This window comes from Gilliamella sp. wkB308 (assembly GCF_001690185.1).
GTDB lineage: Bacteria > Pseudomonadota > Gammaproteobacteria > Enterobacterales > Orbaceae > Gilliamella > Gilliamella apicola_I.
Genome location: NZ_LZGN01000003.1, coordinates 139,376 through 156,161 on the forward strand (window position 1 = coordinate 139,376; position 16,786 = coordinate 156,161).

Annotated in this window: 17 protein-coding genes; 10 read left to right on the forward strand and 7 right to left on the reverse strand. The window is 32.1% G+C overall.

Features of this window, described 5'->3' with window-relative positions:
- Positions 1 to 29: 29 nt before the first annotated feature.
- Together rnz and A9G10_RS00710 are read right to left on the reverse strand one after the other, a co-directional pair.
- Complete coding sequence (rnz, locus tag A9G10_RS00705; RefSeq protein WP_065557782.1) at positions 30 to 947, reverse strand: ribonuclease Z; 918 nt, start codon at positions 945 to 947, stop codon at positions 30 to 32.
- A 5-nt stretch (positions 948 to 952) separates the two neighbouring features.
- On the reverse strand, positions 953 to 1,180 hold the full coding sequence (locus A9G10_RS00710; RefSeq protein WP_065557783.1) for a YccJ family protein: 228 nt from the start codon (positions 1,178 to 1,180) through the stop codon (positions 953 to 955).
- A 75-nt stretch (positions 1,181 to 1,255) separates the two neighbouring features.
- Here A9G10_RS00710 and yaaA point away from each other — a divergent pair, with 75 nt between their 5' ends.
- Together yaaA and A9G10_RS00720 are read left to right on the forward strand one after the other, a co-directional pair.
- Positions 1,256 to 2,029, forward strand: a complete 774-nt coding sequence (gene yaaA, locus A9G10_RS00715; protein ID WP_065557784.1) for a peroxide stress protein YaaA — start codon at positions 1,256 to 1,258, stop codon at positions 2,027 to 2,029.
- Positions 2,030 to 2,043: 14 nt separating this feature from the next.
- Positions 2,044 to 3,003 carry an AEC family transporter gene (locus tag A9G10_RS00720; RefSeq protein WP_065557785.1) on the forward strand — a complete coding sequence of 320 codons (960 nt, stop codon included), beginning with the start codon at positions 2,044 to 2,046 and terminating at the stop codon, positions 3,001 to 3,003.
- Positions 3,004 to 3,014: 11 nt separating this feature from the next.
- On the opposite strand, the gene A9G10_RS00725 is transcribed toward A9G10_RS00720, so the two are convergent.
- Entirely contained in the window at positions 3,015 to 3,872 is an 858-nt protein-coding gene (locus A9G10_RS00725; protein WP_065557786.1) for a carboxylate/amino acid/amine transporter, read from the reverse strand.
- A 1,301-nt stretch (positions 3,873 to 5,173) separates the two neighbouring features.
- On the opposite strand from A9G10_RS00725, the gene A9G10_RS00735 reads away from it, so the two are divergent.
- The 8 genes from A9G10_RS00735 to A9G10_RS00770 all read left to right on the forward strand — a co-directional run bounded on the left by A9G10_RS00735 (position 5,174) and on the right by A9G10_RS00770 (position 11,553).
- Complete coding sequence (locus A9G10_RS00735; protein ID WP_065557788.1) at positions 5,174 to 5,857, forward strand: toxin-antitoxin system YwqK family antitoxin; 684 nt, start codon at positions 5,174 to 5,176, stop codon at positions 5,855 to 5,857.
- 204 nt (positions 5,858 to 6,061) lie between these two features.
- Positions 6,062 to 6,781 (forward strand): hypothetical protein, encoded by a 720-nt coding sequence (locus tag A9G10_RS00740; RefSeq protein ID WP_065557789.1) that lies wholly within the window; start codon positions 6,062 to 6,064, stop codon positions 6,779 to 6,781.
- Between the two features lie 703 nt (positions 6,782 to 7,484).
- Positions 7,485 to 8,111 carry a hypothetical protein gene (locus A9G10_RS00745; protein WP_143425910.1) on the forward strand — a complete coding sequence of 209 codons (627 nt, stop codon included), beginning with the start codon at positions 7,485 to 7,487 and terminating at the stop codon, positions 8,109 to 8,111.
- Between the two features lie 196 nt (positions 8,112 to 8,307).
- Positions 8,308 to 9,012, forward strand: coding sequence for a hypothetical protein (locus A9G10_RS00750; protein WP_065557791.1), 705 nt, complete (start codon positions 8,308 to 8,310; stop codon positions 9,010 to 9,012).
- A gap of 158 nt (positions 9,013 to 9,170) precedes the next feature.
- Positions 9,171 to 9,629, forward strand: coding sequence for a hypothetical protein (locus A9G10_RS00755; RefSeq protein ID WP_065557792.1), 459 nt, complete (start codon positions 9,171 to 9,173; stop codon positions 9,627 to 9,629).
- A 53-nt stretch (positions 9,630 to 9,682) separates the two neighbouring features.
- Positions 9,683 to 10,090 carry a hypothetical protein gene (locus A9G10_RS00760; protein WP_065557793.1) on the forward strand — a complete coding sequence of 136 codons (408 nt, stop codon included), beginning with the start codon at positions 9,683 to 9,685 and terminating at the stop codon, positions 10,088 to 10,090.
- Between the two features lie 161 nt (positions 10,091 to 10,251).
- On the forward strand, positions 10,252 to 10,941 hold the full coding sequence (locus tag A9G10_RS00765; RefSeq protein ID WP_065557794.1) for a hypothetical protein: 690 nt from the start codon (positions 10,252 to 10,254) through the stop codon (positions 10,939 to 10,941).
- A 3-nt stretch (positions 10,942 to 10,944) separates the two neighbouring features.
- Positions 10,945 to 11,553 carry a hypothetical protein gene (locus tag A9G10_RS00770; RefSeq protein ID WP_143425911.1) on the forward strand — a complete coding sequence of 203 codons (609 nt, stop codon included), beginning with the start codon at positions 10,945 to 10,947 and terminating at the stop codon, positions 11,551 to 11,553.
- Between the two features lie 973 nt (positions 11,554 to 12,526).
- Here A9G10_RS00770 and A9G10_RS00775 read toward each other — a convergent pair.
- The 4 genes from A9G10_RS00775 to A9G10_RS12670 all read right to left on the reverse strand — a co-directional run.
- Positions 12,527 to 13,402, reverse strand: a complete 876-nt coding sequence (locus tag A9G10_RS00775; RefSeq protein ID WP_065557796.1) for a DUF6708 domain-containing protein — start codon at positions 13,400 to 13,402, stop codon at positions 12,527 to 12,529.
- Positions 13,403 to 13,458: 56 nt separating this feature from the next.
- A complete protein-coding gene (locus A9G10_RS00780) occupies positions 13,459 to 14,322 on the reverse strand; it encodes a DUF6708 domain-containing protein (protein ID WP_065557797.1) in 864 nt (287 codons plus the stop codon).
- 56 nt (positions 14,323 to 14,378) lie between these two features.
- Complete coding sequence (locus A9G10_RS00785; RefSeq protein WP_065557798.1) at positions 14,379 to 15,251, reverse strand: DUF6708 domain-containing protein; 873 nt, start codon at positions 15,249 to 15,251, stop codon at positions 14,379 to 14,381.
- Between the two features lie 15 nt (positions 15,252 to 15,266).
- The coding region (locus tag A9G10_RS12670) for a hypothetical protein (protein ID WP_179855792.1) at positions 15,267 to 16,786 on the reverse strand (1,520 nt) is incomplete at its 5' end.

Sequence of the window (16,786 nt, forward strand, 5' to 3'; positions counted from 1 at the left end):
CTTTTCGCCGGAAAAGTCGGCGAGAAGGATTAGATATTGAACGTTGAAAAATCACTCGCAATTTCCGTATGAGCAAATATGCTTCTTGCCTCATTAAGTAATTTATCATTATCTTTAAGACTATATCTTGGGCTGATATGGGTCATGATAAGCTGCTGGGCATTGGCTTGTTTGGCAATCGTTGCTGCATGAACAGTAGTAGAATGCCCTCGTTCTAGGGCTTTTTCTTCCAAAGCATGCTCTTGAGTCGCCTCATGAACCATTAAATCAACATCTTTGGCTAGCGCAATAGAGGCTTGACAAGGGACAGTGTCACCAAAAATTGCCAATTTTCGACCTTCCCTTACCGATCCTAAATAATCATTACCATGAATAACACGGCCGTCTTCTAAGGTAACCGTTTTACCGGCTTTCAAAAGTGCATAGTGTGCGCCAATTTCGATATTATCTTGTTTCAATTTATCGATATCTAGACTGGCTGGTAAATCCTTTTCAATAATACGATAGCCAAAGCAAGGAACGCGATGCTGCAACAATTTTGCTTCGACTTTGAACTTTTCATCTTCGAAAACCGTACAGTCTTCTTCAAGCTCAATGATATTGAGTGGATAACTTAACCAAGAGTGACTAATTGCGATAACCGTTTCAATAAATTGCTTCACCCCTTTAGGTGCAATTAAGGTTAAAGCGGATTGATTTTGCATTAAAGAACGGGTAGTTAACACCCCAGGTAGCCCAAACAGATGATCACCATGTAAATGCGTTAAAAAAATCATCTCAAGTTTTGCAAGACTAAATTTAACTTTTTGCATTTGCATTTGTGTGGCTTCACCACAATCAAACAACCATAATTTGCCACGTTCTTGCAAAAGATCTAACACAATACTACTCACATTACGCTCAGCTGTTGGGCAACCAGCACTGGTGCCTAAAAAAGTCAATTTCATAAAATTTAGATATTTTTACGCTCGATTGTTTGTTCGCCCCAAAACAGTCTATCTGCTTTTGTTTTAGAAAAGGCAAGTGGCAATACTTCATCACTTCCTTCCGACCAAATTTGTTCAGCAAGCTTTTCATCATTATTCGCTAACTCAAAAATGGCTTCTGCAATTTCTAGAGATGTTTCACGAATTTTTGCCCAAGAACGAAGATCATGTATTTCTTTTTTGGTTTGATTCATTTTTATACCCCTTTTTTGCACGATTAGGTGTAAAATACCCTCAATCTACATAAATTACAATAGGTGTATCATTTTATGCTAACGATAATTTCTCCTGCCAAGACCCTCGATTTTCAAAGTCCGCTTATCACGAAAACGCACACATTACCTAAATTTATTAAAGATTCTGAAATACTTATTAAAGAGTGTAAAAAATTATCGACTGACGATTTAGCTAAATTGATGTCAATTAGTCCAAAATTGGCTGAAGTAAATTATGAACGATTTCAACATTGGCATAAAGAATTTAATCTTGAAAATGCCAGACAAGCAATTCTTGCTTTTAAAGGTGATGTGTATGAAGGGCTTCATGTCGACGATTTTTCAGAAGCAGATTTACAATTTGCTCAGTCTCATTTACGGATCTTATCCGGACTTTATGGTCTACTTAATCCCCTTGACCTTATTCAACCCTATCGTTTAGAAATGGGGATACGCCTAAAAAACGGTCATAACAATAACTTATACCAATTTTGGGGGGATAAATTAACCGACCAGTTAAATAATGAGTTTCATAAAACTGCAAATCCAACGTTGATCAATTTAGCCTCGAATGAATATTTTAAAGCCATTAAACCAAAACAATTAAAAGCGACGATTATCCAACCTATTTTTTTAGATGAAAGTAAAGGTGAATTCAAGGTAATTAGTTTTTATGCCAAAAAAGCACGAGGATTAATGAGCCGTTACATCATCAAAAATAACCTCAATCAACCCGATGATATAAAAAGCTTTAACCTTGAAGGCTATCAATTTGATCCAAAACGATCGACGCAGTTAGAATGGTATTTTATTCGTAAACAACAATAAATAGTAATTATCATATGGCTTTTTTTTCTACGTTAGGACAACAATTTGTTGCAACATTACCGCTATTTATTCTTATTTTATTAGGCTATGTAGCGGTTAAATTAGGTCGCTGGCAAAAAACGGTGACCGACAGTTTAACCAAATTCACCTTCTACATCGCATTTCCGATTATGCTCTTTCAAATTATGAGCCATTTTTCCGAGCATTCTGAAATCGATATGAAACTATTATTTGTTTTCTTCGGTAGCTCATTTATTGTTTTTGCTTTAGGTTGCTTAATCGCCTATAAATGTTTTCACCTAAATGGTTCTGAAAGTACGATGTTTGCTATGGGGGGAATCTATACCAATACAGTATTTGTGGGTATCCCAATCATAAAAATGCTACTGGGTGACAGTGCAATTCCAATTGTTGCGATTATTGTGATCTTTAATGCACTTATTTTATGGACGCTAGCAACAGTATCGATCGAATTTGTACAAATGGGAAAACTTTCCAGCAAAGGATTTATTAAAGCATTCAAAAATGTCATCAAAAATCCTATAATTATAGGGATTTTTGCTGGTATTATGGTTAATTATACGGGTATCACATTACCTAAATTCATTCAACAATCCACAAAAATGGTCAGTGATATGACAGCACCTTTATCACTTATTGTATTAGGCATGGGGCTGGCCGAATATCAAATCCGGAACAAATTACACATTACCGCAACAATCTGTATGATAAAACTGGCAATACTACCTATTGTTACATTTGTGACAGGAAAACTGTTAGGATTACCCGTATTGGAATTACAAGTTATTGTATTATTAAGCTCGGTATCGATTGCGATCAACTGTTATATGATGGCAAGACAATTTGAGGTATTGCAAGGCCCTATTGCATCAAGTTTGCTCATATCAACAGCATTATCATCCATAACAACACCGTTGATATTATCCATCATGTTACAATTTGGCTTAACATAATGTTATTTAATTTATTTTGGAGAGTGGCGTCTCACGTTATGATGAAGTATTAAAGCAAATACAATCACCGCACTTCCAATTGAAAATCGAATCCAGTCAATGGATTGATGCCAAACTACGACATTAACCAAGATGCCTGTTGGAATAACCACGTTATTCATAATCGCTAATGTCCCTGAGTCCACTTTAGTTGCGCCATAGTTCCATAAAAAATAACACAAACCAGAGGCAATCACACCAAGCCAAATAATGATACCCCACTGTAAGTTGGTTGTGGGTAATTTTGAATAATCGCCACACAATAACCAGCCAAGACTAGCAACCAGCACAGCCCCTAAATAGACCCATGCAAAAGCTTGATGTTGAGGCAATGGATAAAGTTCCATAATTCGTTTATACCCAACCTGCCCTAAAGCAAACACAATATTTGCGCTCTGAATTAATAAAAATCCGATAATAAAATCACGACTGATATGATCATAGCGAATAATAGCTGCACCAATTACGGCAATAATAGCCGTTAACAGATAACTATATCGAAGACGATGCCCTTGCAACATGTCATAAATGATCGTGACATAAATAGGCGTTGATATGGTAAAAAGAAGGACTTCAGGTACTGAAATATACTGAAAGGAATTATAATAAAAAAAGTACATAATCCCCAATTGACAGGCTCCAACACCCATTAACAGAATCATCTGCTTAAAGCGGATACCACGAAATCGAAAAAAAGGGATAAAAGTAATAAAGGCTAACAAAACACGCATCACAACAGCAAACCAAGAGTCAACTTGTCCACTGATATAAACAGCAATAAGACTGAATGAAAATGACCAAACAATCGTGACAAAAATAAGATAAAACATAAATCACAAATAACAAATTAATTTTAAATTGCACGCATCGTACCAATTCATCATTAACTTGTAAACGATTGATTACAAAAATTGGTGACAAATAACGTTTATGATCTTAATTATTTAATCATTCTACATAACCACATTATTTGATAACTTGTATACAAATAATTTGTACCCTTCATCGAATACTGCCGCAGCAAAATCCAGTCCACAAGTAAATAGTCTAATGGAAAATAAAATTTTGAATTTTACAGCTAATAATCGTAGATATATTGAAATTAATTCAAATATTAAAGGAATATATACATAATTAAATTCAAATCATCCTGAAATTACTCAAGATATTTCTAAATTGTAGTACAAAAATTTTTCAATATAAAAAAATAGTGATAACACAAAGAAAGGTTTGTTACCCTATTCCGCTATAAAGATACTGTCTGGTGAAAATTGAAGGGCAAAATTCAATCTATCCAAGAAGATTATAAATGGATGACACTATGAAATTATTAAAGATTTTAATCATAATATTACTAGTAATTAAATGTTTTACCAAAATTCTTATTTGTCAGGATGATCCTACCGTTTTTATGGTGTTGAAATTGAATCCTATTTCTGAAAATTATAGTTACATAAATTATTTAAGTCACAATAGTTATTATGTTTTGTTTACTGATGAAAATGAAATGATAGGACAAAATATACTTAATTTCATTTATGAAATTCCTTTAATTCTTTATATTTCAATATTGCTTGTATTAATTTTTTTAAATATAAAAATACAAAAAATCATGTATAATAGCTAGATATTTGATAAATCGATAAAAATTAATACTTTTATCCGTTGAGACCAACATATTATACTGCTCTTTACCTACTGATTATAATACTGAGGCAAATGTAGGCATTGAGGATTACTACAAATATGGGATAGTATCCCAATCAAATAATAAAAATTAGTTTTAAATAGTATTAACATATCGATTTTATTAAAAGAGAAGAAGAAATTTATCAATTTAGTAAACATCCTATGCGGGATATATACCAATCCATTGCTGATAACATTGCGCATAAAACGGTAAAAATAATCTATACGGGAAATTATGCAAATGGACCACCATATTTGATATATAAAAAAGTTTTCATATTTTATCTTACACAACTGGATAATAAATGGTATTTAACAATTTTAGATTTTTATACTATGGATTGCAGCGCATAAAAAAAGTATTCTAACAATATGGACTTAATAGCAGAGCAACTTGCTCAAGGGTTAGAAATCAACATTAAATAATATTTTTAGGAATAAAATGAAAAAATTACTAATGGTGTCTATTTTTTTTGGTGGCATTTTGGCATGTGTTCAACGCATTGAAGCAAAAAAGATTTCAGAAGCTACCTCTTCACATTCAGTACAAATTAAAGAATCCAATACTCCGGAGGGTTTTTTACGATATGAATATTATATCAATGGCAATAAAGCAGCGGATTATATAAAAACTTACTATACTAAAGGCGGTCAATTAGAATCTGTGTATTATATGTCATCATATAAACCAGACGGCATTTCTGCTCAAGGATTTTACCCAAATGGAAAACTAAAATTCATCCGCTATGTAAGAGATGAAGTTAAAAAAGGAGATGTATTATATGTTATTTATTATCCTAATGGACAAATAAATCTTATAGAAACAATAGTTACTGACTCTTTAGAATTACCCAAACTCACTACTATGTACTTTGAAAATGGCGTTAAGCATAGTGAAGGGTTTATGGATATGTATAATGCTACCACAATACCTGTAGGATTATGGAAAACATACGATGAAAAAGGCGATTTAATCGAAACCACCTATTATCATCCCGATGAATTCGGCAAAGACTATAAAATCGTAACTCAATATAAGAATGGAAAAGTTGTTTCAAAGAAAATTTACAATTTTGATGATTTATATGAGACTGAGTTAAAAGAGCTTTTCACCATTCCGAAATAATAAATATTTGAAAAATAAAAATTTTGATTGAAATAAAAATGCGACTATTTACCAAATTACTTTTGAATATGGATTCAGATCTAACTATGCGACAAGTTTGGCAGAGTTTGCCGGTATAAGCTTAGGTGTCCAAAATCATTATGATCATGGACATTGGGGATTTAATACAGATTTTATACATACTACTATTCAATTAGGAAAATAATGAAAACGATAGCTATACTTTTACTCATTAGCTTTTTGACTTCTTGTGGTTATGCGCATAAAGAGGAAAAAACAAACATAAACTCTAGCAAAGTCATTGCGTTAGACCATGATCCTGTTTTAATTCAGTTAGGCAGTAAAAAATTAGCATTAAAAGGATTAAACCAAGAAGACTTTTCACTGGTGCAAAAAGATGAGACGCTTTTTATCATTAAAAAGCTATATCTGGGTATAGATAAGCTGCAAATTGAATTTATAGATAACAAGGATCAAGAATTCCTATTAACTGGTGAAATAGAATATGCGGTTTCTCAAGACTTAATTGATGGTATCCGAACTATTGAATTTTTACCATTTTATTTTAAAGAAGACATACAGTTGCATAACAATAAAGGTAAATTTATTTTATCAACAGCGATTAAAACCACATCACAGCTAGAAGCCATTTGCCAAGAAAGATATTTTGATGAGATCCGGAAAGAGTCTTATTTGGTTCAAAAACAGTTCTATCAGAATGAAATAATCGATAACCCAGAAAAATATAAGGATTGTTGCCCTGAGTATATTGAATATGCAACACAATTTTTATCTAAAAAAGAGCGTGATTTTCACTCATTACAAAGCCTATTTGTTGAATTTACCTATAAAAAAATAACATTAAACATAGGTAATGGCTATCATATCGTCTTTTATAATATCAATAATTTTGTTCCTGAATAAAAATGAGTGATTATGCGGATTGTATTAATTTAACTAAATAACAAAATAGAGATAAAATACAAACCGCATATAATAATCATTTATCTATTTCTAACTTTAGATAAATCGCTAATATCAATGTACGCAAAAAAGGCAAACTTTTATACACAGAAACCTATAAAGACGGTGAGCTTGTCGAACGCAAATTTGTGGATAAAGAAATTAATGAATTGAAGTAACGATAGTGTATGAAATAACCGGTGATTTTACTTATCACCTTATTAGTAAGAACGGTGGTAAGCAAACCGATATAAATGAGTAAATTAAAAAAATAATCATTAAAAACTAATCTTTATTGATTGATAAATTTGATATTAAAAGATGTAAAAAGAAAAATACACTTTCTTGCTCAACGCTATTTGGAAAAAAACAATTAGAAGCACCTATGAAGATCAAACAAAAGTCCTACTAATTATAAAGGTGAAGTAGATTTCTCCAAGGATTTATTTCATTCTTTTAACTCAGCAAGATAAGTATTCTACAATTAATATAAGACAAACATTAAATGTGATGGATAAAGATTTAACAGATTCAGATGTTGAATCTGTTACTAAACAAATTAATGGCGGACTTAATAATATTGAATAAAGAAAAAATACCAAATGGATCGAAGAATTTATAAAATATGATAAACAATGTTCTAATCGATAAGATAGATAACGTGATGAAAAATAAAATAAGTTACTTTTTTATTATAGTCTTGCTAAGTAGTTGTAGTAATAAACAATTAAATCAAGAAAATGTGAAAGTTAGTTTCTTTAATGAAAAAAAGAATATACATGAAACGGCTAAAACAATGTCACCCATTATAGAAGATGATGATTCCGAAAATACTTATATTTTGGATACTTTTGATATTTTTTCTCATAAAATAATTTTGCAATCCGACGTTTTTTTAAATTACCAGAATAGCTATGAAAGAGTTTTTGAAATCTCTTTGATAAATAAATTGGATTATGTCATTATCGAAATACAAAACACCATAGGCGTAAGCGCTTATCAATTATTTATTAGAGAAAGAAATAACAAATTAGAAATCTTCAAACAAACTGGTCGGGATCGTATTCTTTTTACATTTGAAATAGCAAAAGATGATTATGATTCTGCAAATGCAAGCTTGATCTGCTTAAGTCAGAAAATAAAACCAATAAATGGCATTATAAAAATCCCTGATGATTTAAATTTTACCAATGAAAATACAAAAGACTGCTTTGCCTGCCCACAACAATATACTACTGAAGAGTGTTTACAAAAAAAACAATCGGGTGAAAAATTTAGTTGGAAAAAATAAGAGGAAAGATAATCCAGGTAATGAATTAAAAGAGAAACACATCATCAAAACAAGCACTAAGATTTTTATTTGATCATGCTGTTCTTATTTATTGCTATGGTTTTAACCCTGATAATATTATACTTTCAAGCTGGACTAGCAAAAAAACTAAAAATAAAAAAGAATTAATTTTCAATAATATAAAAAGGTTGATTTAATGGTAAAAGAAAACAATTTTAAAATGAGAATAATATTACTGATCCTTTTGTCTTTGGCTAACATAGCATGTAGTCAAAAAATAGAAAATCAACCAGCAGTAACTCAAACAATCCCACAACAAGAGTTTGAACCAACGGTGTATCAACTTATTAACTTTTTTAATAAAAAGAATTTTAAAGGAATTAACCAATATATTCAAAAGGATATAGGTCTTTTCATTGTATATAATGCGAGTACCAGCCCCACAATGAGAAGAATTGAACAATTTAAATCGAATAATAAAATCATTGAAAATACAATACCGTCTTGGGTAGAAGATGAATTGCTAGGGTTTTCAATATCTGGCAATCCTAAAATACAATATGAACAATATCCTACATTTGATCCATGTAGTGAAAAAGTCACTAAACTCGGTCTGTATGCCAATCCAAAAGAAAGTAATATTGACGCTTTAAAAATAGCGCTTGATTATTATCATTGGGAATTAAAACACTATCAATTTGAAAAAAGACCATTTTGGCAGGAGTATCAAGCCATTGCCGATAAAATAGCCCCTAAAACAGTGAAAGTTGTTTATATTGAAAACTTTCCAGGCATATTACCAAGTGATGAAAAAAATATATTCATATTTTATCTAACTCAATTAGATAAAATATGGTATTTAACAATTCTAGATTTTTATACTATGGATTGCAGTGCATAAAATGCGGGATAATAAAAAATTGTATTCACAAAAATTGTTATTATTCAGCGTAATTGATTAGTTAAATATCCACATTAAATGAAAAATAAACAATTCAATAATACCTGAAATAAAGTATACTCTCTCCATAAGATGTGATAAACGCAACGAAAAGATTTATGAGATATTTATTATATATAACATTACTTATTTTTAGCCTTTCCTGTGTGGGTACAACTATAAAACCAGTCCCTATTGCGAATAAACTAAAAATTACCGATCAAATAGAATTAATCTTCTTAACTTATAATGAAGAATTTAATCTTTATTCAGATCCAAGATTAATTAAGAATGGGGTTACATCTAAAATCAAAGGATATGATGATGACCAATATACCGGTATTGACTCAATAGATATTAAAATATCTGAAAATAAACATTACGTTAAAATGGATGCGATTATCAAAGGTTATGTTGAAATATCAGACAATGAGCGAATGCTACACGAAAACTATCAATGTGTCATTATCGATATCAAAAAATCAAAAGTTGTCTGGTCTGGGGTGCAAATGTGTGACGGAGAATGGAAAGATAATCAATGGATAAGTCATGAACAAGTCGAATTTAATGGCAAATAAAGTTTAAGTTCGAAAAAAAGATAAACAGATAAAAAACATGGAAAATTTTAATTATGAGTAATTTTAAAAAGAATTTAAATTTACTATTTGCAATAGTATTCATTTCATGTTTATGCAATACAAGTTTTGCAGACGAAAATAAACACGATTTTAGCCAAACTTTATCCACTGATAAAGCCTTATGTCAAAAACCGATAAAAGAATACTTTCCAAATGGAACATTAAAATTATCAGGTTGCCAAGGGATTTATAATGGAACAGGAATACAAGTTGGATTATGGAACAAATATAATCAAAAAGGCGAATTGATCGAAACGACGTATTACCACCCCGACGAGTTTGGAAAAGACTATAAAATTATTACGCAATATGAAAAAAATAAAATCATCTCGAAAAAAATATACAACTTTGATGATTTGTACGAAGTTGAGTTAAAAGAACTTTCAACTATACCTAAATAATAATTCAATGCTTGGATATTAATCCAATCAATAGATTAATCTTAATATAAAAGCATGATAAAAAATAACAATGTAGATTGGAAATAATGAATAAAATTTTAATACTAATAACAAGCCTATTAATAACCTTCTCGTGCCAAGCACAAGATGAGATAACCAATATGACTAAGTCATGTCATGATTTAAAATTTCGAAATCTAATTTATTATCAAATGTGTTTAGATTGGCATTTAAGTGCAGACGATATTCTCGAAATTACTCAAAATAAGCACGAAGAGTACTTACCTGATGATGTTAATTTTGAACATTACTATGGTTTTACCCCTGATGGTATCTATATTAAAGCTGAATTAACCAAAAATAATAAACTTTATGATATCCTGTTAGGTTCGCAGTCATGGTTTTTACTTACCGATAAGCACACTGAACAATCACAACTATATTCTTACCGAGATCCTAAACATTCCCGATACTTTCTAGGGGACTTTGTCACCGAAGCATTAGTCGAACAACATCCTGAGTTAGAAGAACGATACAAACAACATTATCAATCAGCAATTAATACTATTTTGCAATATCAACCAACGACCTTAAAAGATTTTAATGGTCATTATAGTTCGACTTATTTAACACTTACTATTCATGATACTAAGATTAAACTTAATACGCTTGAATACGATTTACCGTTATACCTAAAAAACGACGTCAGTCTTTGCGCCTATCAAGGATTAGCAAAAGAACAAACCCAAGGCAATTTTATCTTTAACCTGTTTATTAAGGATAAAAGATATTATTTTCAATCACCTAACTTTATGGATAATAAAATAACTGAAGTTTATAAAAGAGATTAAAAAATGAAGAAACATATCCTTCTTTTTCTGTTTTTTATGCTAATTGTCATCGGTAGTTCAAATGGCAGTACGAAAAATACCACCATTCAACATACTTTGCCTTTTACATCTGATGGGTTAAAGAAATTTTATTCTTATGACGAAAATACGGGGTCTTATAAAATAAATGCTCAATTTTTGGAAAAAAAAGAATTTACCCAATCAGAAAAAAATATTAAGCCTAAAAATTTTCATGATTATTATTCAACATCAAAATATTATTACCCAGTGTTAGACGTTTCAATTGGTTTACAAAGAGTTACAGGGATTATATACGAAGGATGGGTTGAGTCAGAATATCCCTGTTTATTTTTTCAAATAAACAGTTATGATCATGCAGGAAATAATATTGATGCTTTATTAATAGACAATAGATTCACATTTGAAGTCACCTATTGGAATGATTTTACTATTGATAAAAATGGAAATATATTCATTCAAGAATTTTCTGAAAATGAGGTTTTAATTGATGATAACGGAAATATTATCAAACACACCACAATACCTAAAATAGAGTCACATTTATTAAAATTTAAAATAAATAAAAATGGCAATTTTGAATTAATCCATTAAAAGAATAGGAAAATGAAGATGAAAAAATACTGGTTATATTGCTAACTGTTTTTTTTTAATATATCCGTTTCTGAAGCTCAGATAAAAGAATCTTTATTTCAACAAACGGTCACTGAAGTTATTAATGCTTATAACCAAAAAGATAATGCAAAGTTCAATCAATTAATCAATAAAGATGTCGGGTTTTACTTTTTATCTACACAAGGTTCATATGATAGGTGGTCTCAAAACCTAAAATATGTTTGTTTAAATGATGATTGTGAAATTGAAAATTATCGCGTCATGCCTACCGTTGTTGAACAGACGTTTACACAAAAAATTTCAGATAATTTTCAGTTACAGTATTCATCTTATCCAGAAATAGACTGTGAATACGCATCAAAAACCGGATTATATGTTGACATTACTAAAACAGATCATCGGTTTTCTGATTTGATAAAAAGATATATAGACCTTCCAGAACCAGATATATATATTCAGAAGAGGAATTAAAAGAGCTATTATCCAAAGTTCAAACATTAGAACCCATTACCCGCAAAGTGATTTTGGTTTCTGACTTAAAACCTGAAAAAGATAAAATATTTTGGGGTAAAACTTTTATTTTTTACCTATCTTGGATTGAAGGCAAATGGTATTTAACGATGATTGATTTTGCGATTACTGATTGCAGTGCTTAATAATGGGTGTTATTTTGACATTCATTTTCATCCCTTCTTAATGGAGATTGGAACGAAGATAAAATTTTTACACAATTTGAAGAATTAAATCATCTTTTAGAAAAGAGACCATTTTGATGATTTGTATGAAATGGAGTTAAAAATACTTGCAGATATACCTAAGTTGTCCTCAATTAATTAATAAACACGACAAAACGCTTAATCCCCGCCTCTTAACGAGGGGGGTTACATGATGGCATTTTTTGCTCCTGCTATCCTGATTGTTTTGTTTTCCGTTTTTTAAACTAACGTTAGGATTATTCGACCGGATACACGGTTTTTGTTAGTTCATACTCTTGTTCTATTTGAGCTAGCTCTTCTTTTGAGCTCGCTTTCGATGCCTTGTCTAACCCTTCAATTTTTCTCGAGGTGATTTTTAGCCTAGGTTTTACTTGCATAAATGTTTCGGCATCACGTGGATGGTAATCAATGTATTCTAAGCCTGCTTGGTCTAACGGTTTATCTGTATTCCATTCCATAAAATGACAAATCCAATCCCAATCCATCGTAAAACAATCCGTTTCACGGATATAAATATATTCAATCACTTTATAACTATTGGGCTCACAAGCAACCCCAACTAAAGCATAACGTTCAAAGCTACCGCCTTGCGGGTTAACCACTGTCGAACCTAGTAATACGGCATTAAAGTTTTTCCAATCGTAAACTTTTATATGAAATTTGTTTAAATCTTTAAAAGCTTTTAGCGGTGGCCATAGCTTCGTCAACATCCGTTCCATTACTACCGCTTCGTAAAGATAAACTTTGCCTGTTTTACGATTAAAGCGAATAGGACTACTTGCTGGGGCAAATTGATAAAAAAGAAAAGTGAAAAAATTCACATAAAGTACCAGACCTCCCAATATAGATGCAATAAATGGCACTATAACGGCAATCCAAGAAATATTATTTTGATTTAAACAAACAAAAAAGGCCAAAATAACCGAAATTTCTCCACCTCCTATTAAAAAAAATGTGAAATAAGGTACTATAATCTTTCGTTTACGATAGATTTCAAGATAATTATCCGTTGCACATGCAATATAACTAGCATAGTGTTTAGTGCCTGGCCCGCCCCCTTTAGATAAATCGCTTTTCCATTTGGGGAGTGATGGTTTGTAACGTGATGGCATTTTTGCTCCTGCTATCCTGATTGTTTTGCTTTCCGTTTTTTAAACTAACATGAAGATTATTCGACCGGATACACGGTTTTTGTGAGTTCATACTCTTGTTCTATTTGGGCTAGCTCTTCTTTTGAGCCCGCTTTCGATGCCTTGTCTAACCCTTCAATTTGTCTCGAGGTGATTTTTAGCTTCGGTTTTACTTGCATAAAGGTTTCGGCATCACGTGGATGGTAATCAATGTATTCTAAACCTGCTTGGTCTAAGGGTTTATCGGTGTTCCTTCCCATAAAATGACAAATCCAATGCCAATCCATCGTAAAACAATCCGTTTCACGGATATAAATATATTCAATCACTTTATAACTATTAGGCTCACAAGCAACCCCAACTAAAGCATAACGTTCAAAGCTACCACCTTGCGGGTTAACCACTGTCGAACCTAGTAATACGGCATTAAAATTTTTCCAATCGTAAACTTTTATATGAAATTTATTTAAATCTTTAAAAGCCTTTAGCGGTGGCCATAGCTTCGTCGACATCCGTTCCATTACTACCGCTTCGTAAAGATAAACCTTGCCTGTTTTACGATTAAAGCGAATAGGACTACTTGCTGGGGCAAATTGATAAAAAAGAAAAGTGAAAAAATTCACGTAAAGTACGAGACCTAATCCTATTGATGCAACAAAAGCCACTATAGCTGCAGCTAATACATCCAATGAATAAAAAAACATCCAAATAAGCAAAATCTCTGCACTTCCAAATAAAAAAAATGTGAAATAAGGCACTAAAATTTTTCGTTTACGATAGATTTCAAGATAATTATCCGTTGCACATGCAATATAACTAGCATAGTGTTTAGTGCCTGGTCCGCCCCCTTTAGATAAATCGCTTTTCCATTTGGGCAGTGGTGGTTTGTAACATGATGGCATTTTTGCTCCTGCTATCCTGATTGGTTTGCTTTCCGTTTTTTAAGCTAATGTTAGGATTATTCGACCGGATACACGGTTTTTGTGAGTTCATACTCTTGTTCTATTTGGGCCAGCTCTTCTTTTGAGCCCGCTTTCGATGCCTTGTCCAATCCTTCAATTTGTCTCGAGGTGATTTTTAGCCTCGGTTTTACTTGCATAAAGGTTTCGGCATCACGTGGGTAATAATTAAGGTATTGTAAACCTATTTGGTCTAAAGGTTCGTTCGTTCTAAACTCCATAAAGTGGCTTATCCAATCCCAATCGCCAGCAAAACAATCTGTTTCTCGAATATAAATATATTCTATGACTTCGTAACTACCAGGTTTGCAAGCTACTCCGTATAAAGAATTGTGTTCTATTGTTCCGCCCGAAGCAAAAGCCCCCGTAGATCGTTGCAATACACCATGAAAGTTTTCCCAATCATAAACCTTAATCTCAAATTTATTTAAATCATTGAATGAACATAGCGGCTTCCAAAATCTAAACATCCATTTTGTTGCCACCGCTTCGTAAAGGTAAACCTTACCTGTTTTGCGATTAAAACGAATTGGATTACTTACGGGTGCAAATTGACCAAAAAGAAGATTGAAAAGAATGAAATAAAGAAATAGACCTAATCCAATAGATGTGAGAAACAACGTTATAATCACGAAAAAATCAATTCTATTTTGATTTAAACTAAAAAAAAAGGCGAAAATAATAGCAACTTCTATACTTCCAAATAAAAAAAATCCAAAATAGGGTCCGATAATTTTTCGTTTACGAAATATTTCAAGGTAATTATCTGTCGCACATGCAATATAATTTGTAGATCCGAGTATCCCTCTTCCACTGGTTTTACTTAAATCCTCATTCCAACAAACAAGTTGCGGTTTGTAACGTGATGGCATCATTTACTCCTAACGTTATTTTATAATTAAAAAACTTTTGCCTTCAAATTCATGATATTGATGAACTGGGGCAGGTTGTTCAATTTTATCATCATTGATAATTTTGGGTTTTTGATACATGAGTTCAACGGCAAACAATAAATCTTGAACGGCAGACAGGTCAATTTCAGCCAATTTAAAATTTATAACCAGATTGGTGATTGTGCCTTCCATTACTTTCAGTGTTTTATCGCTGTTATCAATGTCTACTTCTTCCGACTGGTACTTATAAAATCGTCCTTTTGATGGTGTAATGCTAACAGTCGGTTTACGATTGACCGAAAGCGGGGGAAAAGTATATTCAACTAATTTACTTTCAAGCTCGTATGTTTCAGGATTATGAGTCAGTTCCAATATAATTTTCTTTTTTGAGTCAATTTTATCATTTATAGTGACAATAAATTGTAGTTCATCATACTGCTTATCAAAGTTATGAATAGTCATACTAAGATAGAGTGATTTATACTCGAAACCACCGATTAAAGATACATCCTTACGGGACTCAGCTTCTTTTAATTTCAGCTGGGGTGACATGCCCGAAGTTAAAAACGCAAAATCATTTAATGCTTTTTTTAATCCATCCTTGGTCATTGGGTATCGACACTGATCAACCCCAAACCCACAACGCGCAAACCAACGCTCTAACTTGGTTCGTTCAAAAAAAGAGGCAATATAGATAATAATAATACCGGCAACGGCAGCAATAATGCCAACTACCGGTACCGCTGTAGCTGGAAGCCATAATGTAAACAGTTTTAAGGACAATGCCGCACCTAGTATTATAGCTACTCCGCCAATTATTTTTAGCGTACCAGCTTTTCCTTCTCCTTCTCTGAACATTAAATTGAAACCTTTAATTACTTCCATCCCTCCATCAACTATTGTTAATAGAGCAAGTCCTTTACCGGCAATATTGACCAAATTATTGGTGATATTGAAAAAGTTGTTTATTCCCTTAGCCATTCTTAGGTTTTGCGTGGTGAGTCGACTTTCGCCGTGCGGAAAACGGGTTAAAAAATTGCTGACCCTTAATGCCGTTTTACCGGTTGCCATTTTGATAATATGCCCCACCACTTCAGCCGTCATACCATACAGCGCAATGTAACCCGAACAGACATCATAAAACAGAAAAGCTCGTGCTATTGGGTCGGTTTCGGATTGAAGTTGTTTTCGGTTCTCTTCTAATCCTTTCAGGGTGAACCCCAACATCACTACATTTAAAAAACTTTTGGCTAAACCATTCACTTTAATTTTTTGATTTTCTGTTGGAACATGGTTCAGTTTTTCATTTTTAACTTCTTTTAATGATGATTGTTGTAATTCATCCCCATTTGCCATTACCGCAATGTCAATATCCTGAGGAACGCGCGCGACAAATCGTCGAAATTTTTGGATAGGTAAAATATCTTCGTTTGCCAGCTTTTTAAAATCATCCAGTAAATTTTGCGGTACCCGTGCATTTTCTGTCACCATGCTCACGTCAAGTGTCACGGTTT

What these genes read in the sequence shown, in the direction of transcription:
- A9G10_RS00745 (WP_143425910.1), top strand. Translation starts at nt 7,485, where the DNA reads ATGAAAAATAAAATAAGTTACTTTTTTATTATAGTCTTGCTAAGTAGT.
- A9G10_RS00725 (WP_065557786.1), bottom strand. Translation starts at nt 3,872, where the DNA reads ATGTTTTATCTTATTTTTGTCACGATTGTTTGGTCATTTTCATTCAGT.
- A9G10_RS00710 (WP_065557783.1), bottom strand. Translation starts at nt 1,180, where the DNA reads ATGAATCAAACCAAAAAAGAAATACATGATCTTCGTTCTTGGGCAAAA.
- A9G10_RS00770 (WP_143425911.1), top strand. Translation starts at nt 10,945, where the DNA reads ATGAAGAAACATATCCTTCTTTTTCTGTTTTTTATGCTAATTGTCATC.
- yaaA (WP_065557784.1), top strand. Translation starts at nt 1,256, where the DNA reads ATGCTAACGATAATTTCTCCTGCCAAGACCCTCGATTTTCAAAGTCCG.
- A9G10_RS00740 (WP_065557789.1), top strand. Translation starts at nt 6,062, where the DNA reads ATGAAAACGATAGCTATACTTTTACTCATTAGCTTTTTGACTTCTTGT.
- A9G10_RS00720 (WP_065557785.1), top strand. Translation starts at nt 2,044, where the DNA reads ATGGCTTTTTTTTCTACGTTAGGACAACAATTTGTTGCAACATTACCG.
- A9G10_RS00760 (WP_065557793.1), top strand. Translation starts at nt 9,683, where the DNA reads ATGAGTAATTTTAAAAAGAATTTAAATTTACTATTTGCAATAGTATTC.
- rnz (WP_065557782.1), bottom strand. Translation starts at nt 947, where the DNA reads ATGAAATTGACTTTTTTAGGCACCAGTGCTGGTTGCCCAACAGCTGAG.
- A9G10_RS00755 (WP_065557792.1), top strand. Translation starts at nt 9,171, where the DNA reads ATGAGATATTTATTATATATAACATTACTTATTTTTAGCCTTTCCTGT.
- A9G10_RS00750 (WP_065557791.1), top strand. Translation starts at nt 8,308, where the DNA reads ATGGTAAAAGAAAACAATTTTAAAATGAGAATAATATTACTGATCCTT.
- A9G10_RS00780 (WP_065557797.1), bottom strand. Translation starts at nt 14,322, where the DNA reads ATGCCATCATGTTACAAACCACCACTGCCCAAATGGAAAAGCGATTTA.
- A9G10_RS00785 (WP_065557798.1), bottom strand. Translation starts at nt 15,251, where the DNA reads ATGCCATCACGTTACAAACCGCAACTTGTTTGTTGGAATGAGGATTTA.
- A9G10_RS00775 (WP_065557796.1), bottom strand. Translation starts at nt 13,402, where the DNA reads ATGCCATCACGTTACAAACCATCACTCCCCAAATGGAAAAGCGATTTA.
- A9G10_RS00735 (WP_065557788.1), top strand. Translation starts at nt 5,174, where the DNA reads ATGAAAAAATTACTAATGGTGTCTATTTTTTTTGGTGGCATTTTGGCA.
- A9G10_RS00765 (WP_065557794.1), top strand. Translation starts at nt 10,252, where the DNA reads ATGACTAAGTCATGTCATGATTTAAAATTTCGAAATCTAATTTATTAT.